Genomic DNA, 20,461 nt, shown 5'->3' on the forward strand with positions numbered 1-20,461 from the left:
AGAACGCCAGAACAAGAACGAGGCAAAAACCGTGCGTACGTACACCCCGAAGCCCGGCGATATCAACCGCCAGTGGCACGTCATTGACGCCACAGACGTTGTCCTTGGTCGTCTTGCGAGCCAGACCGCAATCCTGCTGCGCGGCAAGCACAAGGCCACCTTTGCGTCCCACATGGACATGGGCGACTTCGTCATCATCATCAACGCTGAGAAGGTAGCCCTGACCGGCGCCAAGCTGGAACAGAAGCGCGCATACCGCCACTCCGGCTACCCGGGCGGCCTGACCTCCGTCAACTACGCGGAACTCCTGGAATCCAACCCGGTCCGCGCCGTTGAGAAGGCCATCAAGGGCATGCTCCCCAAGAACTCCCTCGCTGCACAGCAGCTGGGCAAGCTGAAGGTGTACCGCGGTGCAGAGCACCCCCACGCCGCCCAGCAGCCCAAGACGTTCGAAATTTCCCAGGTCGCCCAGTAGTCCTGGCCACCAAACAACTTATCTATACAAGGAGAATCGTGGCTCAGAACGAAGAGACCACCGAGGCCGTTGTGGCTGAGGAAAACCCGACCAGCTACACCTCGGAGAGCGGTCCTGCAGAAGCAGAAGCGCCGAAGAAGGAACGCCCGGCACTGACCGTTGCCGGCGCAGCTGTTGGCCGCCGCAAGGAAGCTGTTGCCCGCGTGCGCATCGTCCCCGGCACCGGCAAGTGGACCATCAACGGCCGCGCGCTGGACAACTACTTCCCGAACAAGCTGCACCAGCAGGACGTCAACGAGCCTTTCAAGATCCTCGATCTTGATGGTGCCTACGACGTCATCGCCCGCATCCACGGTGGCGGCATCTCCGGCCAGGCCGGTGCACTGCGCCTCGGTATCGCCCGTTCACTGAACGAGATCGACACCGAGAACAACCGCGCCACCCTGAAGAAGGCCGGTTACCTGCGCCGTGACGCACGCGTCATCGAGCGTAAGAAGGCCGGTCTCAAGAAGGCCCGTAAGGCTCAGCAGTACTCCAAGCGCTAAATCCGCTTACGCAAAAGCCCGTCCCGCCACTTGGTGGGGCGGGCTTTCGCGTTTCTGGGTCTACCGCGCAATTTCGTGTGCTGTTTCTTGCAGATCAAAAACGACCGACCCGTCGACTATTTCGGATTTGAAGTTATCCGTCACCCATTGAGATATCTTCATTAGTGCAGGGCTACGTCCAGGAACGTCTAAGTGGCTTTGCTGCCACACCAGGAAACAAATTTGACCGGAAGCGACCTCGTCCTGGAATTGCTGAAAAGTTGGGTTCGGATCGACGCCCATAAATCCAGACAAAGACATGACAGGCCTTTTCAACGAAAGCTGATATTTGGCCGCTGTTTGACCCGGGTATGTGGCGGCTGCCCACCGGCAGGATTCGGACTGTTGCAGGCGAGTGATCAAGCGGGGGCTGGGATCTAAACCGTACCCGAGTTCTTCAGCCCAAAGGGGGTCGCCCTGAGTAGCCTTAGCCAGGAAGTGGCTTATGGTGACGTCGCTTTTTGTAAGAGGGCCCGACAAAAGGTTTGAGCCGTTGTGAGGGGACGCTACGTTGTACCAAGATACCGCCACCGGCGGCGTAAGAAGTGCAAGAGCCAATAGGCTGATCGCAACCCTGTCAATTATTCGAAATGGTGGTTTTACGGCAACCAAGGCCGAACCAATGCAACCTGCGAATAATATTGACGGGACAAGGAAGCCGGGCCACCCCGCACCAAGATTCAGAATGGCCGCGGCGAATACCGTTCCGACGAGGCCGATGGCGCTTGCGGCAAGGCGCGTGCTTATCTTTTCGCGATCGTCCGTGAGCAGGTCTACGGCCAAGCCAATAGCGAGGGCCATGGGCGGCGCCAGGGTGACGGCGTAGTACGTATGTATTCCGTTCCCCATGAAGCTGAGCAACAGGTAGGTCGTTAGGAACCAGCCGACGATTATCACGGCGGATGCCAAGCGCCCAGGTGTTGCTGCCACCTTGCGCCATTTGAACCCGATCACTAGACAAGCAAGAAGCGCGACGATGAGTAGCCAAGAAGCTTCCTGTGAAAAGTTGCCATTGAACAGACGAAAGAATCCAACATCGCTCTCTTCAGATCGAAACTTTTCGGGGATGAGCTGGATGGTTGGATCCTCTTCTTTGCTAATGATGCGATCGATCCCGTTGTATCCAAGCGTCAGTTGAATGATGCTGTTGGTTGGGGATCCGCCAATAAATGGGCGCGCAGAGGCGGGGATCAACTCGACGATTAGCATCCACGCCAAACCCGAAACTGCCAATGCGCCGAGTCCTGAAAGTCCCACTTTGATTCTCTGCACCACTGGTGATTTGTAAGCCACCATAATGGCTAGGGCCACTGCAGGAACACAAAGTAGTGCCTGCAGCTGTTTTGTCATGAAGGCTAACCCAAGAACCAGGCCTGCCCAATATATGTAACGTCCCTTGTTAGTTTCGACACCAAGCACGACCAGGTAGACGGCCCCAACCATGAGCAGAAGCATCAAAGGATCGGGATTGTTGTACCGCGACAGCAGTGTGATTATCGGCGTAGTGAAGAAGACGACGGCGGCAGTAAGTGCTGCCGCTGGAGAGAAATTTCGTCGAAGTAGGCCATAGACCAAAAGTGTAGTCAGCACTCCCATCGCGGCCTGAGGTGCCATGATGCTTTCGGGCGAGAGACCAAAAATTCGGACAGAAGCTCCCATGATCCAGAGGCTCAGAGGTGGCTTATCAACGGAAATTGAATTGCCCCAATCCAGTGACCCGAAAAAGAAGGATTTCCAGTCCATTGAGCCAGCTTGCACCGCCGCACTGTAGTAGGCATTAGCCCACCCATTGATTCCTAGATTCCAGAAGTAAAGGGACGCGTTGAGAACCAGAACCAGTAGCAGGGTGGGTCGTTCCCAGACGGGGTCCTCAGGCCGCCCCTTCCAACTCCTGCTCAGGACTCGTCGGAGTCTGATGTTGTTCTCAACGCCGTAATTTGTAGATTGTGAGACCGTCAACGTTTTCCCCCTGAAGTAAAGCTGAACCCAATTTGTAATAGCAACAGCATCCCTTCCCAGCGGGACTTCGTCCACATCGTCCGGCCGCGAGCTAAGTAGGCAATTCGCCTAATATCGACGAGCGACCTGAAGTGTTGAAAAGTGGGTGCCGGCTCATCGCCAAGCCACCCCCTATCGCAATGTCGGACCGTTGTGAAGCGAGCTGGGACTGGGCGGCACTCTGCGCTGTGGACGTTGCACCAGCCCTGCCCTCGTCGTGTGTGCGCCGCTGCAGAGTAGTAAGGATTGGCCCAGCCGCTGCGGTCAAGGCCCCAAAGGAACGATTTGGCCGTGACCGCCAGGAGGACTGCCAGGCCAGTGTGCTCCCACGACAAGGGACGCAGGGCAGTAAGTTGTGCGGGAGCCATGACGCGGCTCGCCTGTTTGATTCTCAACGGATGGACTGTCCCGCCGGGCGCAACGCCAGCACCGACAAGTGTTCATTAGCGGAGCGAACTCGGAATACCCAGATTCGCAGGAGAACAAAACGCATGAGCGTGACGAAAATGTTGGCGGCCGTCAAGGTCAGGAGTTCCGAGCTCGGGGCTGCGTCCAAATTCACCCAGTGAAGTACAAACAGACACGACGACGTGATGCCCCATGCCAGAAGAAAGACGATGAGGCCTTGGAATTGTTGGGTAAACAACTTGGCTGGACCGCTGATGCCAAATGTAAACCGCCGGTTGGCAGCCGTGTTCCCGATGGCGGTCAGGAGAAGGGCCAGGAAATTTGCCTGCTGTGCGCCGAGGGGGCCTTGCAGAAGCAAGTAGACCAGAGCGAATGCCACGGTCGAGACCGCGCCAACAAGGCCGAACCGAATGACTTGGCCGAAAAAGCTTGGCCTGACCGGGGGCACGATGGGCCGACGGCCGAGTTCGGCATATATCGCCGCAACCGGAATAGAACCCTTGACGAGAGAGCTAGCCACGCGAACCATCCCACGTAGGTCATCAAGAGCGGTTTGTTTGATATTGACCCTGCTATCTGGGTCATCGATCCAATCGACAGGAATTTCGTGGATTCTCAACCCGGAACGTTCGGCGATGATCAGCAACTCTGTATCAAAGAACCATCCGTTGTCCTCAACATGGGGGAGCAGCCGCTGAGCCACGTCCGCTCGGATTGCCTTAAATCCGCATTGCGCGTCGGAAAAGCGCACCTGCATGGTCCGCCGCAGTAGGAAATTGTAAGAGCGCGAGATGAATTCCCGCTTTGGCCCCCGGCTGACGCGCGAGCTCAGCCCCAGTCTTGTGCCGATCGAAATATCTGAATGCCCGGAAAGCAGCGGGGCCACCAGAGGTGGTAGGGCCGCGAGATCAGTAGAGAGGTCCACGTCCAGGTAAGCAAGGACTTTCGCCTCGGAGGCGCCCCAGGCATCTCGAAGAGCTAACCCTCGCCCCTTGGCCTCAAGGCGGCGATATTCGACATTCGGCAGGTGCTTGCTGAGTCGAGCCGCGATCAGCGGAGTTCGATCGGTGCTCGCGTTGTCGGCGATGGTTATTTTCCACGTCGAAGGCATTTCGTGCGTCAGATATTCGGCGAGCCTTGAGATGCTGTTTTCGAGTACGGCTTCCTCATTGAAAACCGGTACTACAATTTCGAGCGCCAAGCCCCCATAGCTAGGTGTCATGTCTCACAGAGTAGGGGCGCACTTAGTCCGCTGGCGAGGCTTTTTTGCAAAGACACGTACCACCTCAAGAAACCAAGTAGTAAACACAATTCGGCGGTGCTTCGATGCAAGTAGCCGCTACTCGAGCCAAGGGATCTGCGTATTGGCTACAGTCGTTGGCCATGGGGCATACCAATGAAACTCGCATGTCTTCGCGCTTCAGCGCACTAGACGGGCTAAGGGGCCTGGCTGCGCTCGTAGTGGTCATACACCATTGCTTTCTGGTGTCCCCGCAACTCTCCTACGCCGTAGATAGCTACGGGATTGGTTCCTTCGACCCGTGGGTCTGGTGGACCACCTTCACACCCTTGCATCTCATATGGGCAGGTCAAGAAGCCGTGTTTGTGTTCTTCATATTGTCCGGCTTCGTCCTTACTCTTCCCTTTGTTGGCGCCGTTCAGCCAAGCTGGGCCGCCTACTATCCGAAGCGGATTGTGAGGATTTACTTACCAGTCTGGGCATCTCTTATTTTTGCGCTACTTATGGCGTGGACGGTGCCAAGGCTGGCAAGCCCCGAACTGAGTTCGTGGCTGATACTCCATGACGAGTCTTCGAATGTGTTTGCAGACGCTCTCCTGTTTGGTGGAGCCAGCTCACTTAACTCGCCCTTATGGTCGCTTCAATGGGAGATGCTGTTCTCCGCCTTGTTGCCCTTATATGTGGTCGTTGCCGTGAGACTTCGGCGTGCGTGGCTTCCCTGTCTCTTCGGGCTGTTCTTGTTGATCGCGGTGGGCACTATTGGGTACATGCCGCTTCCAGTGTATTTGTCCATGTTTGGAGTTGGCGTTCTAATGGCTGCGAAGCGGGAGGCCATAGAACGATGGGGATGCAAACTCGGGCGATTTCGATGGGCCGGTCTTATTGGTTCCTCGATGGTGCTCTTATGCTCGCGCTGGCTATTTCCGTTCCTACCCACGGCCATTTGCATGGCTTCCATCGGAGGAGCGCTCCTGGTCTACGCATTCATCGCGTGGCCGCCAACAATCAGCGCGGGAAACCACAACATCCTCCAATGGCTTGGCGCTAGATCCTTTAGCCTGTACTTGGTCCATGAACCAATCGTCGTGTCTGTTGGATTCGCCTGGCAAATGACAAATCCGTTTCAAGTCGTCGCGATCGCTTTACCATTGTCGATGCTGGCAACCGAGGTGTTTTTTCGAATTGTGGAAAAGCCGAGTCATCGGCTGTCCGGGCTGGTCGGCAGACTTGTCACCAACCGGGTCCCCCGGCAGCGCCAGGTCCTGATTGCCCGCCCCTAGACTGGCCGGCGTTCAAGGTCGGTGGCCTGTAAGGCGGTGCGTTTCGCGTCATCCTCTAGACTTGTCCACGATGTCTAGATTATTTGGAACAGATGGTGTCCGGGGCCTAGCTAACGGCCTGTTGACTGCCGAGCTGGCGATGAACCTGGCCCAGGCGGCCGCCGTCGTGCTTGGTCATGACCGCAATACGAACGGCACCCGGCCTCGCGCCGTGGTGGCGCGCGACCCGCGCGCCAGCGGTGAATTCATCGCTGCCGCCGTCGAGGCCGGCCTCTCCAGCTCCGGTATTGACGTCTACGACGCCGGTGTCCTTCCGACCCCGGCCGCGGCCTACCTCGTCGCGGACCTCGATGCTGACTTCGGCGTGATGATCTCTGCGTCCCACAATCCCGCACCGGACAACGGGATCAAGTTCTTCGCCCGCGGCGGCCAGAAGCTCCCCGACGACGTGGAGAACGCCATCGAGGAACAGATGAACAAGGAGCCCGTGCGGCCCGTCGGCAGCGACGTCGGCCGGATCCAGCGCTTCTCCGACGCCGAAGACCGCTACGTCGTCCACCTCCTGCAGACGCTCCCGCACCGCCTCGACGGACTGAAGGTTGTCCTCGACTGCGCCCACGGCGCGGCCAGCGGCTGCTCACCCCAGGTCTTCAAGGACGCCGGCGCTGACGTCATCGTCATCGGCGCCGACCCGGACGGCCACAACATCAACGACGGCGTGGGCTCCACCCACCTCGGCCCCCTTCAGGCCGCCGTGGTCAAGCACGGAGCGGACCTGGGCATCGCCCACGACGGCGACGCCGACCGCTGCCTCGCCGTGGACCACGAAGGCACGGAAGTGGACGGCGACCAGATCATGGCGATCCTGGCTGTGGCCCTTAAGGCGGCCGGCAAGCTGACCGACGACGTCCTCGTGGCTACCGTCATGAGCAACCTCGGCCTCAAGATCGCGCTCCGCGAAGCGGGCATCAGCATCCGCGAAACAGCAGTGGGGGACCGCTACGTCCTGGAAGGCATGCGCGACGGCGGGTTCAACCTCGGCGGCGAACAGTCCGGCCACGTAATCTTCGCCGACTACGCCACCACCGGCGACGGCGTCCTCACCGGTCTGCAGCTGGCGGCGCAGATCGCACTGACGGGCAAGACGCTGAAGGAGTTGGCCACCGTGATGACCAAGCTCCCGCAGGTACTTATCAACGTCAAGGGCGTTGACCGCAGCCGCGTTCACAGCTCGGACGTGCTCGCAGCGGCCGTGGCCGAGGCCGAAGCCGAACTGGGCGACACCGGACGTGTCCTGCTGCGCCCGTCGGGCACCGAGCCGGTAGTACGGGTCATGGTGGAAGCAGCCGATGAAGCGACGGCTGAGGATGTCGCCGAGCGCCTTGTCCAGGTGGTCCGCACGGAACTCGCGCTCGAGCTGGTCACCGACTAACTGATCCAAGACAAACAAAACGTGGCCCGCCTCCATCCGGAAGCGGGCCACACTTGGTTGTGGTGAAGTTACGGGGTGCGCTGCTTCAGCGAGTCGCGGATTTCGGTGAGCAGGGCGATCTGCGGGTCCTCTGCAGCCTCTTCCTTGACAGCCGGGTCGATGCCGAGCCGGCGGTTGCGGCGTTCGATCATGTGGTTCATCGGCATGATGACCACGAAGTAGATGGCCGCCGCCACCAGGACGAATGAAATGATGGAGGAGATGACGGATCCATACATGAATCCCTCCCACTGCATTTCTTCAATTCCCTTGGCACTGAACAGTCGTCCGATCAGCGGTGTGAGCAGGCCCTCGACAATTGAGGTCACGACGGCGCCGAAAGCGGCACCCATCACGACGGCGACGGCAAGGTCTACGACGTTGCCCTTCATGATGAAATTCTTGAATCCTGTCAACATAAGGACCAAGCTAGCGCACCAACGTGAGCCGGACATGACAGAACTGTAAATTCCTGACGGTGTGTCGGGAACTAAGCATGCGAAGCTTTCGTTTAGGGATATCCTGGTGCCGCATCCACGCCGAAGTACTCCTCCACGGTGCTAATGCCACGGGTCGCCATGTCGGTGGCGGCCTCAACACCGATGTACCGCAGGTGCCAGGGCTCGTAGTAGTAGCCGGTAATCGGGTGGAACATCCACGGGTACCGCACCACAAATCCGAAGCGGTGGCCGTTCGCCTTTGCCCATACCGCCGCCGGCTGATCTGCAAAGCAGGGCTGGAAGCCGCACGCCCCGCCGCCGTCGCCGATGTCGAACGACCAGCCGGTCTGATGCTCCGAGTAGCCGGGCCGGGCGCTGGCGGTGTCGGCATCGGCCTGGCCGCGGGCCGCCACATAGCCGTTGTACGTGGCCACCTGGGTGCCGTACGAGCGGTAACCGCTCGCCAGCGTCATGCTCACGCCGTCCTGCGCGGCCGCGGCGAACATCGCTTCCGCGGCCGCCGCCGTCGTGCTGTTCAGCAGGGCCGCCTCGCCGGAAACGGCCAGCGGGATGTTGGGTTGGACCAGATCTGCCGGAACGTAGTCCGCCGGCGCCAGCGGACGGTTCTTGTTGACCACAAGCCACGGGCTGGCCGGATCCGTCAGGGGGAACTGACGGGGCAGTGCTGCCGACGGCGGTACGGGGGCCTGCGGCGGCGGCTCAACTGCCGCCGTCGTGCTTTCCACTGAGGGGGCGGCCACAGCGGAGGGGGACGCAGAGGACACTGCAGGGGCAGCGGAGGACGACGACGGCGCCACTTCCGCCGGTGCCTCCGGCGTGCACGCTGCCACGACCGTCAGTCCGGCTCCGGCGGCGAGGAAGCGGGCGAAGGAGCGGCGGCTGGCCCCCGAGGGGCCGCCTGCAGCGCAGTTGTGGCACATGTGGGTTAAACCTTCCGCAGGAGCATGCGGCGGATGGAGTGGTCCGCGTCCTTGGACAGGACCAGCTGTGCCCGGCCTCGGGTAGGAAGGACGTTCTCCTCCAGGTTGGGCTCGTTGATGCGTTTCCAGATGTCCCGTGCAGTGCTCTCCGCCTCGGTGGGGGACAGCGAGGCGTAGCGGTGGAAGTAGGACTCCGGCTGCGCGAACGCGGTGCTCTGGAGCTTCCGGAACCGCTCCACGTACCACTCCTCGATGAAGGAGGTCTTGGCGTCCACATAGATGGAAAAATCGAAGAAATCGCTCAGCGCCAGCCCCTGCTTGCCGTCGTGGCGCGGACGGGCCGGGGCCAGCACGTTCAGGCCCTCCACAATCAGCACGTCCGGGCGACGGACTACCACTTCCTTCTCCGGCACGATGTCATACGTAACGTGCGAGTACCAGGGTGCCCGGACTTCCTCCGCGCCGCCCTTGATCTCGCTCACAAAACGCAGCAGCGCGCGCCGGTCGTAAGACTCGGGGAAGCCCTTGCGTTCCAGCAGCTGGCGGCGTTTGAGCTCGGCCAGGGGGTAGAGGAAGCCGTCCGTGGTGATCAGCTCAACGTTGGGCGTGCCTGGCCAGCGCCGCAGCATTTCCCGGAGCACGCGGGCAATGGTGGACTTGCCCACGGCCACCGAGCCGGCTACACCGATGACAAACGGAGTGCGCTGTGTCTTCTCGCCCAGGAAGGTGGTGGTGGCCGAATGCAGCTGGCCAGCGGCCTCCACGTACAGGTGCAAAAGCCGGGACAGGGGCAGGTAGACCTCGCGGATCTCCTTCATGTCCAGGGGATCGCCGAGTCCACGCAGGCGGACAATGTCCTCTTCGTTAAGGGGCTGCTCCATCTGGGCGCCGAGCCGGGACCAGGTCTGGCGGTCCAGCTCAACGAACGGGGAGACACCCTCACCGTTCGCTTCATTGCGTTGCAAAGTCACTTTAGAGATTCTGCCCCTCACGCGGCTGAGAGCGAAATGGAGCGCCGTAAGTTTAGATCTCAACCCGCTGCCGATAAGCTGGGGCGCATGTGTGGAATCGTGGGATATGTGGGCCATTCTGCTGACCGTGGGAATGCCGGTCACAGTGCGTTGGATGTAGTCCTTGAGGGATTGCGCCGCCTTGAGTACCGGGGTTACGACTCCGCGGGCGTGGCGGTGGTGTCCCACGGGTCCATCGAGTCCCGGAAGAAGTCCGGCAAGCTGAGCAACCTCCTCGCCGAGCTGGAGGAACACCCGTTGCCGGAGACGTTCACCGGTATCGGCCACACCCGCTGGGCCACGCACGGCGGCCCCACGGACCAGAACGCGCACCCGCACCTGGCCGACGGCGGCAAGCTGGCCGTGATCCACAACGGCATCATTGAAAACTTCGCCGAGCTCAAGCTGGAGCTGGTGAACAAGGGCTACGCGTTCGAGTCCGAAACGGACACCGAGGTCGCGGCCGTGCTGCTGGGCGATATCTTCCGCACGCAGCTCGATGGTGGGGCGTCCGACGGCGGGCTGACCACCGCGATGCAGCTCGCCTGCCAGCGCCTTGAGGGTGCGTTTACCCTCCTCGCCGTGCACGCTGACCAGCCGGACGTTGTGGTTGCGGCCCGACGCAACTCGCCGTTGGTGGTTGGCCTGGGCGAGGGCGAGAACTTCCTGGGCTCGGATGTTTCCGGGTTCATTGACTACACCCGCCGTGCCGTTGAGCTGGGCCAGGACCAGATCGTCACCATCACCGCAGACACAGTGGAAATCACCGACTTCTTCGGCGCCCCGGCCGAGGGCAAGGAATACAAGGTGGACTGGGATCCGGAATCCGCGGAAAAGGGCGGGTTCCCGTCCTTCATGGAGAAGGAAATCCATGACCAGCCCAACGCCGTGCTGCAGACCCTGTTGGGCCGCTCGGACATCGACGGGAAACTGACCCTCGATGAGCTGCGGATCGACCCGGAACTGCTCAAGCACGTGGACAAGATCATTGTCCTGGCCTGCGGCACGTCCGCGTACGCCGGGCAGGTGGCCAAGTACGCCATTGAGCGCTGGTGCCGGATCGCCACCGAGGTGGAGCTCTCGCACGAGTTCCGTTACCGCGATCCGATCGTGGACGCGAACACCCTGATCGTTTCGATCTCCCAGTCCGGGGAGACCATGGACACGCTGATGGCGGTCCGGTACGCCAAGGAACAGGGCGCCAAGACGGTCTCGATCTGCAACACCAACGGATCCACGATTCCGCGGGAATCCGACGCCGTGCTCTACACGCACGCCGGTCCGGAAATCGCGGTTGCTTCCACGAAGGCGTTCCTGGCGCAGATCACCGCCGCGTACCTGTTGGGCTTGTACCTGGCGCAGCTGCGCGGGAACAAGTTCCAGGGTGAGATCAAGGACATCCTGGCGGACCTGAACAAGATCCCCGCCAAGATCCAGACGATCCTGGACCACGAGGGCGAGATCAAGGACCTCGGCAAGTCCATGAAGGATGCCAAATCGGTGCTCTTCCTGGGCCGGCACGTGGGCTTCCCGGTTGCCATGGAAGGTGCGCTGAAGCTCAAGGAGCTCGCCTACATCCACGCCGAAGGATTCGCCGCCGGTGAGCTCAAGCACGGCCCCATCGCGCTGATCGAGGAAGGCCAGCCCGTGTTTGTGGTGGTCCCTTCCCCGCGCGGCCGCGACTCGCTGCACGCCAAGGTCGTCTCGAACATCCAGGAAGTCCGGGCCCGCGGCGCCAAGACCATCGTGATCGCCGAAGAAGGCGACGAGGCCGTGAAGGCCTACGCCGAGCACGTCTTTTACATCCCCGAGACCGACACGCTGCTGGCCCCGCTGCTCAGCACGGTCCCGCTGCAGATCTTCGCCCTGGCCCTCGCCTCGGCCAAGGGCTACGACGTGGACCAGCCCCGCAACCTCGCCAAGAGCGTCACCGTAGAGTAACCGCGGCCTGACCGGCCCTGCGCCGGTTAGCAGCCAGGGAAACAAAAGCCCCGAGCCTAAGGCTCGGGGCTTTTGTTGACTGACGCGCAGCGCGCTGTGCGCAGCAGGTCACGAGCGTCCCCGTAGAATAGCGCCATGATTGTTGGCATTGGCGTAGACGTTGTAGACATCGAGCGGTTCGGCCGCCAGCTTGAGCGCACCCCGGGGCTCCGGGACCGGCTGTTCGTGCCCGCGGAACGCGAACTGAACACCCGCTCGCTGGCCGCGAGGTTCGCCGCCAAGGAGGCCGTGGCCAAGGTCCTCGGCGCGCCGGCAGGCATGAACTGGCAGGACTGCTGGATCGGCCTGGACCAGCACGGCCCCACCATCCAGGTGAAAGGCACCGTCCTCGCGGTGGCCGAGGCCAAGGGCGTCAAACGCTGGCACGTCTCCATGAGCCACGACGGCGGGATCGCCACCGCCACGGTGTTGGCCGAAGGCTGAGCCACGCACTGCTCAACCCACCAGCGGACCTGACCCCATGATCAGCGCCTATACCGGTACCCAGATCAGGGCGGCCGAACAGCCTTTCCTGAATGCCGGGATGGGCGCTGTTCTGATGCAACGGGCCTCCCACGGGCTCGCCAACGCGGTGGTCCACGAGCTGAAGGCACTCGGCAGGCGGCTCTACGGCGCCAGCGTGGCCGTGGTGGCGGGCAAAGGCAACAACGGGGGAGACGGCCTCTTCGCCGCCTCGTTCCTGGCTGCCAGGGGAATGCGTACGACGGCGGTGCTCACCGCCGGAGCTGCCCACCCCGAGGCGCTGGCGGCTTTTGAGCGCGCTGGCGGCCGAGTGCACCTCCTCACCGAATCCAACTCCAGCCAGCTGGCGGCACACGTGGCGGGTGCCGACGTCGTGATTGACGCAATCCTGGGTACGGGCGCCAGCGGGGGCCTTCGCGGAGCGGCCGCCGACCTGATGAGGGGTCTTTCGGATGTGCGCCTGTCATCCGGGGAGCCGGGGCTTGTGGTGGCCTGCGATGTCCCCAGCGGCGTGGACGCCGACACCGGGGAAGCCCATGCGCCGGTGCTGTCCGCGGATGTGACCGTAACATTCGGGGCAGCCAAAGTGGGGCTTCTGGCCGACCCGGGCGCCGATCACGCCGGCCGCGTCCATGTTGTGCCCATCGGCATTGAAGAGGAACTGCCGTGGCCGGCGTTGCGCAGGTTTGAGCCGGCGGACCTGGCCCGGCTCCTGCCGCGGCCCGGGAGGCGCTCGCACAAGTACTCCCGCGGCGTCCTGGGCGTTGTGGCCGGATCCGCCGATTATCCGGGCGCCGCCGTGCTGGCCTGCCGGGGTGCGCTGGCTGCCGGCGCGGGCATGGTCCGCTACCTGGGCCCGCCCGAGGTAGCCAACCTGGTGCGGCAGTCCTGCCCGGAAGTGGTGTGCAGCGCTGGCTCCGTGGGGGACACACACGTCCAGGCGTGGCTGGTGGGTTCAGGCATGGGCCCCGGCGATACTGAACAGCTCCGGCGCGCCCGCGACGCCGTGGAATCCGGCCTGCCCGTGATTGCCGACGCCGGGGCGCTGCCTGCCCTGCCCGCGGTCCTGGGGCCGCAGGTGGTGCTGACGCCGCACGCCGGCGAACTGGCATCCCTCCTCCAGCGCCTCGGCTCGTCCCCGGACAGCCCAGACTTTGATCCCGCCCCGGACCGTGCCGCCGTTGAGGCTTCCACCCTTGGTGCTGCCCGGCATGCCGCGGTGCTGACCGAGGCCACAGTCCTGCTGAAAGGCGCCACCACGTTGGTCGCGTCGCCCTTCCAGGATTTCTACAGCCAGGCGGACGGCACGGCGTGGCTCGCCACCGCCGGAAGCGGCGACGTCCTGGCCGGGATCATCGGTGCGCTGCTCGCCCAGCTGGGGTCCGACGTCGGGCGATTCCGTGACGCGGGCATCGATCCGGACGAGCGCTGGGCAGCTATTGCTGCACTCGGCGCCAGCCTCCACGGCCTCGCGGGAGCGGCCGGCTCTGGCGGCGGCCCGCTGACGGCCGGCAGGATTGCGGATGCCATACCGGAGACTTGGGGTAAAGTCAGCATGCTTAGTTAATAGGTGGCCGGGAAACGTAATAGTCACAGCCACCCGTTACGGTAGGCATAGGTTCTGCACGGCAGCGTGGTCCGGAGTGTCCGGAGCGCGTTGGCGCACAACAATGAGGAGCATGCATGGAAATCTGGCCCGGATCGGCTTATCCGCTTGGAGCCACTTTTGATGGAACCGGCACCAACTTTGCGCTGTTCAGCGAACACGCCGAAAAAGTGGAGCTGTGCCTCTTCGATGACGACGGCGTGGAAACGCGCTTCGGGCTCGATGAAGTGGACGGCTACGTGTGGCACGGCTATGTCCCGCAGGTCCAGCCAGGCCAGAAGTACGGCTACCGCGTCCACGGGCCTTACGACCCGGACTCTGGCAGCCGCTTCAACCCCAACAAACTGCTCTTGGACCCGTACGCCAAGGCCGTGCACGGCCAGGTGGACTGGGACCCTGCACTCTTCTCTTACAACCTGGGCGAGCCGGACTCCATCAATAACGACGACTCCGCGCCGCACATGATGATGGGCGTGGTGATCAACCCGTTCTTCGACTGGGACGGCGACCACAACCTCCGGGTCCCGTACCACAAGTCAGTGATCTACGAGGCCCATGTGAAGGGCCTCACCCAGCTTCACCCCGAGATCCCCGAGGAGCAGCGCGGCACTTACGCTGGCGTGGCGCACCCCTCCGTCATCTCGCACCTGCAGAAGCTCGGCGTCACCGCCATTGAACTGATGCCGGTGCACCAGTTTGTCAATGACGGCACGCTGCAGGACCAGGGCCTGAACAACTACTGGGGCTACAACACCATCGGTTTTTTCGCGCCGCAGAACACCTACAGCTCCACGGGCGATACCGGCCAGCAAGTCCAGGACTTCAAGGCCATGGTCCGTTCCCTGCACCGGGCCGGCATCGAGGTGATCCTTGACGTGGTGTACAACCACACCGCCGAAGGCAACCACCTCGGCCCCACCCTGTCCTTCAAGGGCATCGACAACTCGTCGTACTACCGGCTGATGGAGGGCGACGAGAAGCACTACATGGATTACACGGGCACGGGCAACTCGCTGAACGTCCGCCAGCCGCACTCGCTGCAGCTGCTGATGGACTCGCTGCGGTACTGGGTCACGGAAATGCACGTGGACGGCTTCCGGTTCGACCTCGCCTCCACCCTGGCCCGTGAGTTCTACGACGTCGACAAGCTCTCCACATTCTTCGAACTCATCCAGCAGGACCCCGTGGTGTCCCAGGTCAAGCTCATCGCAGAACCCTGGGATGTTGGACCCGGCGGCTACCAGGTGGGCAACTTCCCGCCGCAGTGGACGGAATGGAACGGAAAGTACCGCGACACGGTCCGCGACTTCTGGCGCGGCGAGCCGGCCACCCTGGGCGAATTCGCCTCGCGCATCACCGGCTCCGCCGACCTCTACGAGCACTCGGGCCGCCGCCCCGTGGCCTCGATCAACTTCGTGACCGCCCACGACGGCTTCACCCTGGCGGACCTCGTGTCCTACAACGAGAAGCACAACGACGCCAACGGCGAAGGCAACAACGACGGCGAATCCCACAACCGGTCCTGGAACTGCGGGGCCGAAGGTCCCACCGACGATCCTGCTGTCCTGGGGCTGCGCGCCCGCCAGCAGCGGAACTTCATTGCCTCCTTGCTGCTGTCCCAAGGTGTGCCCATGCTGCTGCACGGTGACGAAATGGGCCGCACGCAGCAGGGCAACAACAACGGATATTGCCAGGACTCCGAGCTGACGTGGATCAACTGGGAGAACATCGACCAGCCCCTCGTAGAGTTCACGGCCGCCGTCAACGCGCTGCGGGCCAAACACCCCACTTTCCGTCGGAGCAGGTTCTTCGACGGGCGCCCCGTGCTGCGAGGCGAAGGCGAGCGGCTGCCGGACATCGTATGGCTTGACGTCGACGGCGACACCATGAAACCCGAGGACTGGGACAGCGGCTTCGGCCGTTCGGTGGGCATGTTCTTGAACGGTGACGGGATCCAAGGCAAGGATGTCCGCGGGCGCCGGATCACCGATGTGAACTTCCTGCTGTACTTCAACGCGCATGACGACATCGTGAAGTTCACCCTTCCTAATGACGAATACGCACCCGCGTGGGACATCATCATCGACACTGCCGGCCACAACGCTGACACTGCACCGGTGAAGGCTGGCCAGGCCATTCCTGTTGATTCCAAGTCCCTGGTGGTCCTTCGAGCCCACATGGTGGAGGAAGCCGAACCGGACCACTCAGTCGCTGCGTCCTTGGCGGCACTGACCCAGACGAGCACCAGCGAGACCGAAGCACTCAGCACGCCCACCGTGCCGGAGCCAAAGAAAACGAAGAAGGTCAGCAAGCCGAAAGACCAGGCCAAGTGAAGGCTCCGGCATCCACCTACCGGCTCCAGATCCGCAGCAGCTTCACGCTCTTTGATGCTGCCGCGACCGTTCCGTACCTGAAGTCACTGGGCGTGGATTGGGTCTACCTGTCTCCGATCCTGACGGCGGAACACGGTTCCGACCACGGCTATGACGTGACGGATCCGTCGTCGGTGGATCCGGAGCGTGGCGGTCCGGAAGGGCTGCTGGCACTCTCCGCAGCCGCGCGGGACCATGGCATGGGCGTGCTGGTGGACATCGTCCCCAACCATGTGGGCGTGGCCACGCCGGCCCAGAACCCGTGGTGGTGGTCGCTGCTCCAGGAAGGACGCGGCTCGCCGTACGCGGAAGCGTTCGACGTCGACTGGGACCTGGCAGGCGGGAAGATCCGTCTTCCCATGCTGGGATCGGATGCGGACCTGGACAAGCTCGAAGTCAAGGATGGCGAGCTCAGATACTACGACCACCGGTTTCCGCTGGCTGCAGGTAGCTACACGCCGGGGGATTCCCCGCAGGAGGTCCACAGCCGCCAGCACTATGAGCTGATGGACTGGCGCCGCGCGGATGCCGAACTGAACTATCGGCGCTTCTTCGCGGTCACCACCCTGGCGGGCATCCGGGTGGAGGACCCTTGGGTTTTCGACCAGGCTCATGCCGAGGTAAAGCGCTGGTTCGACGAAGGCCTGGTTGACGGGCTGCGCGTCGACCATCCTGATGGTCTGGCGGATCCGTCCGGGTACCTTCGCTGGCTCAAGGACCTCACCGGGGGTGGCTACGTCCTGGTCGAAAAGATCCTGGAGCCGGGGGAGGAGCTCCCGACGGAGTTCGCCTGCGAGGGCACCACGGGCTACGACGCCCTGTCCGACGTGGACCGGGTCCTGGTGGACCCGGCCGGCGAGGCGGCGCTCGACGAACTGGATGCGGCCCTGCGGGGTACGGATGTCCCCGCCGATTACGCGACGATGATCCGGGGTACCAAGAGGATGATTGCGGACGGCATCCTGCGCTCGGAGGTGCTGAGGCTGGCACGTCTGGTCCCCGCTTCCCAGGGGCTTTCCGTGGAGCAGGCTGCGGATGCCATCGCCGAGATCATCGCCTCGTTCCCGGTCTACCGCAGCTACCTTCCGCTAGGTTCCGAGGTGTTGAAGGAAGCCTGCGGGTCCGCGGCGGAACACCGTCCTGACCTTGCCCAGGCCGTGGGATCTCTCCTCCCGTTGCTTCTCGATCCTGCCAATCCCATTGCGGTGCGTTTCCAGCAAACCTCCGGGATGGTCATGGCCAAGGGTGTTGAGGACACGGCTTTCTATCGCTACACGCGGCTGGGCACGCTGACCGAGGTGGGAGCTGAACCCACCGAGTTCTCGGTGTCCGTTGAGGAATTCCACCACCGCATGCGGCGCCGGCAGGAGGAACTGCCACTCTCCATGACCACGCTGTCCACGCACGACACCAAACGCAGCGAGGACACCCGGGCACGGATCTCCGTGATCTCGGAGATCCCGGCTGAGTGGACTGCTACGCTGACCACCCTTCGGGAGTTGGCCCCGGTGCCTGACGGTCCGTTCGAGACCCTGCTGTGGCAGGCAGTCATCGGAGCGTGGCCGGCGTCCCGGGAACGGCTTCAGGGGTATGCCGAGAAGGCTGCCCGCGAGGCCGGCAATTCCACCACGTGGACCAACCCTGATACGGAGTTTGAATCACGCGTCAAGGCCGCCGTGGATGCAGCGTTCGACGACGCCAGGGTCGCCACGGTGATCGAGGACTTCGTCGCCCGGACGGATGCCTTGGCCGCAACCAACTCGCTGGCGGCCAAGATCATCCAGCTGACGATGCCTGGCGTCCCTGACGTGTACCAGGGCACCGAGTTCTGGGACCGGTCCTTGACAGACCCGGATAACCGGCGGCCCGTGGACTTTGAACGCCGCTTAGCTGCCCTGGCCGCACAGGATGCGGGCACACTCCCGGCAGACTTCCGGGAGGAGTCCACCAAGCTGCTGGTGACCTCTCGGGCGCTCCGGCTGCGCCGGGACCGGCCCGAACTGTTCCGGGGCCACCGTCCCGTTTTTGTTTCCGGCCCCGCCGCTGACCACCTGGTGGCGTTCGACCGTGGGGCGGACAGCAAGGGCACAGGCGGCACACCCGGCGCCTTGACCCTGGCAACTCGGCTTCCCTTCGGACTGGAACGCGCCGGCGGGTGGCGGGACACCGCCGTCGAACTTTCCACGGAAATGCGGGACGAACTGACCGGACGTACGCACGGCCCGGGCCCTGTGCCTGTGGCCGATATCCTCCAGCCTTACCCTGTGGCGCTGCTGGCGCCCGTGAACGGAGACAACGCATGAGCCTGACGCACCACGGTCCCGGCCGGTTCGATGTCTGGGCCCCGGACGCCTCGGCTGTCTCGTTGCTCGCCAACGGTCAGCAGTACCCCATGAAGCAGGTGTCCGGGGACTCCGGCGCAGATGGCTGGTGGTCCGCGCCTGACGCGCCGGCGGACGCAGACGTGGACTACGGCTACCTGCTCGACGGCGAAACGCACCCGCTGCCGGACCCCCGGTCCCGCCGCCTCCCGGACGGCGTCCATGCTCTCTCCCGCACCTTCGATCCCGGCTCATACGCCTGGCAGGACGCCGGCTGGGAGGGGAAGGAACTGCGTGGCTCGGTCATCTACGAACTCCACGTGGGAACCTTCACCCCCGAAGGAACTTTGGACGCCGCCGCGGACAAGCTCGGTTATCTCGCGGACCTGGGCATCGACTTCGTGGAGCTGCTGCCCGTCAACGGATTTAACGGCACCCACAACTGGGGATACGACGGCGTGCAGTGGTTCGCGGTCCACGAAGGCTACGGCGGGCCCGCGGCCTACCAGCGCTTTGTGGACGCCGCCCACGCCGCCGGGCTGGGCGTCATCCAGGACGTGGTCTACAACCACCTCGGACCCAGCGGCAACTACCTACCCAAGTTCGGCCCCTACCTCAAGCAGGGCGATGCCAACACATGGGGCGATTCGGTCAACCTCGACGGCCCGGGATCCGACGTCGTGCGTGAATACATCCTGGACAACGCGGCCCTGTGGCTGCGCGACTACCACGTGGACGGGCTGCGCCTGGACGCCGTCCATGCACTCCGCGATGAGCGGGCGGTGCACCTCCTGGAAGAGTTCGGCGCGCTGGGCGATGCCATCTCCACGGAGACAGGGCTTCCCAAAACACTCATCGCCGAATCGGACCTCAACAATCCGCGGCTGATCTACCCCCGCGATGCCAACGGCTACGGCCTTGCCGGGCAGTGGAGCGACGACTTCCACCACGCCGTGCACGTGAACGTCAGCGGCGAGACCGCAGGGTATTACGGCGATTTCGCGTCGCTCGGCGTCCTGGCGAAGGTCCTCAAGGACGGCTTCCTGCACGACGGCAGCTACTCCAGCTTCCGCGGACGCCATCACGGCCGGCCCATCAATACCTCGCTGGTCCACCCCGCGGCACTGGTGGTGTGCAGCCAGAACCACGACCAAATCGGCAACCGGGCCATCGGCGACAGACTGTCCCAGTCACTGCCGTACGGCCCGCTGGCCGTAACCGCAGTGCTGACGCTGACCTCGCCGTTCACGCCCATGCTGTTTATGGGCGAGGAATTCGGCGCGTCCACGCCGTGGCAGTTCTTCACCTCGCATCCCGAACCGGAACTGGGCAAGGCGACGGCGGAGGGCAGGATCCGCGAGTTCGAACGCATGGGGTGGGATCCCGCCGTCGTCCCGGATCCACAGGATCGCGAAACGTTCCGGCGCTCCAGGCTCAACTGGGAGGAGGCCGCTGAGGGTGACCACGCGCGGCTCCTCGCGCTCTACCGGGCGCTGACCGCACTGCGGCGCGCTTACCCCGAACTGGCCGGGCTGGGATTCGAGGAAACGGACGTGACGTTCGACGACGACGCCCGCTGGTTGCGCTTCCGGCGCGGGTCCGTTGAGGTACTGCTGAACTTCTCGGCGTCGCCGGTGCGGCTGGACGGTGTGGGGGGCACGGTGCTGCTGTCGACGGACGAGGCCACTCTGCTGGACGGCGATTCGTTCGTGTTGGCGGCGCACAGTGGGGCGGTTCTTACTGCTGGGGCGGAAGTAACCTCGAGATAACGTAGACACTGGAGTGACCCGGGCGTACTATTCGCGTACTGACCAGCCGTGACGGGCGGCTCGGAGGTGTACGGGCGATGGAG

General features: G+C 63.2%; 15 protein-coding genes. 10 read left to right on the top strand and 5 right to left on the bottom strand.

Going from position 1 to position 20,461, the window contains the following annotated elements; translation table 11 throughout:
- The first annotated feature begins 31 nt into the window (after positions 1 to 31).
- Complete coding sequence (gene rplM / locus ACZY1F_RS10790) at positions 32 to 475, top strand: 50S ribosomal protein L13 (protein WP_058931751.1); 444 nt, start codon at positions 32 to 34, stop codon at positions 473 to 475.
- Between the two features lie 38 nt (positions 476 to 513).
- Positions 514 to 1,020, top strand: a complete 507-nt coding sequence (rpsI, locus tag ACZY1F_RS10795) for a 30S ribosomal protein S9 (RefSeq protein ID WP_056344277.1) — start codon at positions 514 to 516, stop codon at positions 1,018 to 1,020.
- Between the two features lie 60 nt (positions 1,021 to 1,080).
- On the opposite strand, the gene ACZY1F_RS10800 is transcribed toward rpsI, so the two are convergent.
- Entirely contained in the window at positions 1,081 to 2,802 is a 1,722-nt protein-coding gene (locus ACZY1F_RS10800; protein WP_463941689.1) for a glycosyltransferase family 39 protein, read from the bottom strand.
- 646 nt (positions 2,803 to 3,448) lie between these two features.
- On the bottom strand, positions 3,449 to 4,666 hold the full coding sequence (locus ACZY1F_RS10805) for a bifunctional glycosyltransferase family 2/GtrA family protein (protein WP_463941690.1): 1,218 nt from the start codon (positions 4,664 to 4,666) through the stop codon (positions 3,449 to 3,451).
- Between the two features lie 206 nt (positions 4,667 to 4,872).
- Between ACZY1F_RS10805 and ACZY1F_RS10810 the strand changes: the two genes are divergently transcribed.
- Both ACZY1F_RS10810 and glmM read left to right on the top strand, forming a co-directional pair.
- Positions 4,873 to 5,985: an acyltransferase family protein gene (locus ACZY1F_RS10810; protein WP_463941691.1), complete on the top strand. Its 1,113-nt coding sequence runs from the start codon at positions 4,873 to 4,875 to the stop codon at positions 5,983 to 5,985.
- 70 nt (positions 5,986 to 6,055) lie between these two features.
- The gene (gene glmM / locus ACZY1F_RS10815; protein WP_463941692.1) at positions 6,056 to 7,417 is read left to right on the top strand and encodes a phosphoglucosamine mutase; all 1,362 of its coding nucleotides are present in this window, start codon (positions 6,056 to 6,058) and stop codon (positions 7,415 to 7,417) included.
- 68 nt (positions 7,418 to 7,485) lie between these two features.
- Here the strand turns inward: glmM and mscL are convergent, their stop codons facing one another.
- From mscL to coaA, 3 genes are all read right to left on the bottom strand, one after another.
- Positions 7,486 to 7,875: a large conductance mechanosensitive channel protein MscL gene (mscL, locus tag ACZY1F_RS10820; protein ID WP_463941693.1), complete on the bottom strand. Its 390-nt coding sequence runs from the start codon at positions 7,873 to 7,875 to the stop codon at positions 7,486 to 7,488.
- Between the two features lie 92 nt (positions 7,876 to 7,967).
- Positions 7,968 to 8,837 (bottom strand): M15 family metallopeptidase, encoded by an 870-nt coding sequence (locus ACZY1F_RS10825; RefSeq protein WP_463941694.1) that lies wholly within the window; start codon positions 8,835 to 8,837, stop codon positions 7,968 to 7,970.
- A 5-nt stretch (positions 8,838 to 8,842) separates the two neighbouring features.
- Positions 8,843 to 9,808 (bottom strand): type I pantothenate kinase, encoded by a 966-nt coding sequence (coaA, locus tag ACZY1F_RS10830; protein ID WP_463915338.1) that lies wholly within the window; start codon positions 9,806 to 9,808, stop codon positions 8,843 to 8,845.
- A gap of 87 nt (positions 9,809 to 9,895) precedes the next feature.
- Between coaA and glmS the strand changes: the two genes are divergently transcribed.
- The 6 genes from glmS (at position 9,896) to treZ (ending at position 20,378) form a co-directional block, all read left to right on the top strand.
- On the top strand, positions 9,896 to 11,788 hold the full coding sequence (glmS, locus tag ACZY1F_RS10835) for a glutamine--fructose-6-phosphate transaminase (isomerizing) (RefSeq protein ID WP_463941695.1): 1,893 nt from the start codon (positions 9,896 to 9,898) through the stop codon (positions 11,786 to 11,788).
- A gap of 135 nt (positions 11,789 to 11,923) precedes the next feature.
- Positions 11,924 to 12,271: a holo-ACP synthase gene (locus ACZY1F_RS10840; RefSeq protein ID WP_131131341.1), complete on the top strand. Its 348-nt coding sequence runs from the start codon at positions 11,924 to 11,926 to the stop codon at positions 12,269 to 12,271.
- 37 nt (positions 12,272 to 12,308) lie between these two features.
- A complete protein-coding gene (locus ACZY1F_RS10845) occupies positions 12,309 to 13,877 on the top strand; it encodes an NAD(P)H-hydrate epimerase (protein ID WP_463941696.1) in 1,569 nt (522 codons plus the stop codon).
- Between the two features lie 116 nt (positions 13,878 to 13,993).
- A complete protein-coding gene (glgX, locus tag ACZY1F_RS10850; RefSeq protein WP_463941697.1) occupies positions 13,994 to 16,249 on the top strand; it encodes a glycogen debranching protein GlgX in 2,256 nt (751 codons plus the stop codon).
- On the top strand, positions 16,246 to 18,591 hold the full coding sequence (gene treY, locus ACZY1F_RS10855) for a malto-oligosyltrehalose synthase (protein WP_463941698.1): 2,346 nt from the start codon (positions 16,246 to 16,248) through the stop codon (positions 18,589 to 18,591). The genes glgX and treY overlap by 4 nt, the downstream gene beginning before the upstream one ends.
- Entirely contained in the window at positions 18,588 to 20,378 is a 1,791-nt protein-coding gene (gene treZ / locus ACZY1F_RS10860) for a malto-oligosyltrehalose trehalohydrolase (protein WP_463941699.1), read from the top strand. Before treY ends, treZ begins: the two co-directional genes overlap by 4 nt.
- The last annotated feature ends 83 nt before the right edge of the window (positions 20,379 to 20,461 follow it).

Source organism: Pseudarthrobacter xylosi (genome assembly GCF_055412765.1).

Excerpts from the sequence above, each read along its gene's own strand:
- ACZY1F_RS10800 (WP_463941689.1), bottom strand. The coding sequence starts at position 2,802 with ATGGACTGGAAATCCTTCTTTTTCGGGTCACTGGATTGGGGCAATTCA.
- ACZY1F_RS10810 (WP_463941691.1), top strand. The coding sequence starts at position 4,873 with ATGTCTTCGCGCTTCAGCGCACTAGACGGGCTAAGGGGCCTGGCTGCG.
- glmM (WP_463941692.1), top strand. The coding sequence starts at position 6,056 with ATGTCTAGATTATTTGGAACAGATGGTGTCCGGGGCCTAGCTAACGGC.
- mscL (WP_463941693.1), bottom strand. The coding sequence starts at position 7,875 with ATGTTGACAGGATTCAAGAATTTCATCATGAAGGGCAACGTCGTAGAC.
- ACZY1F_RS10825 (WP_463941694.1), bottom strand. The coding sequence starts at position 8,837 with ATGTGCCACAACTGCGCTGCAGGCGGCCCCTCGGGGGCCAGCCGCCGC.
- glmS (WP_463941695.1), top strand. The coding sequence starts at position 9,896 with ATGTGTGGAATCGTGGGATATGTGGGCCATTCTGCTGACCGTGGGAAT.
- ACZY1F_RS10840 (WP_131131341.1), top strand. The coding sequence starts at position 11,924 with ATGATTGTTGGCATTGGCGTAGACGTTGTAGACATCGAGCGGTTCGGC.
- ACZY1F_RS10845 (WP_463941696.1), top strand. The coding sequence starts at position 12,309 with ATGATCAGCGCCTATACCGGTACCCAGATCAGGGCGGCCGAACAGCCT.
- glgX (WP_463941697.1), top strand. The coding sequence starts at position 13,994 with ATGGAAATCTGGCCCGGATCGGCTTATCCGCTTGGAGCCACTTTTGAT.
- treZ (WP_463941699.1), top strand. The coding sequence starts at position 18,588 with ATGAGCCTGACGCACCACGGTCCCGGCCGGTTCGATGTCTGGGCCCCG.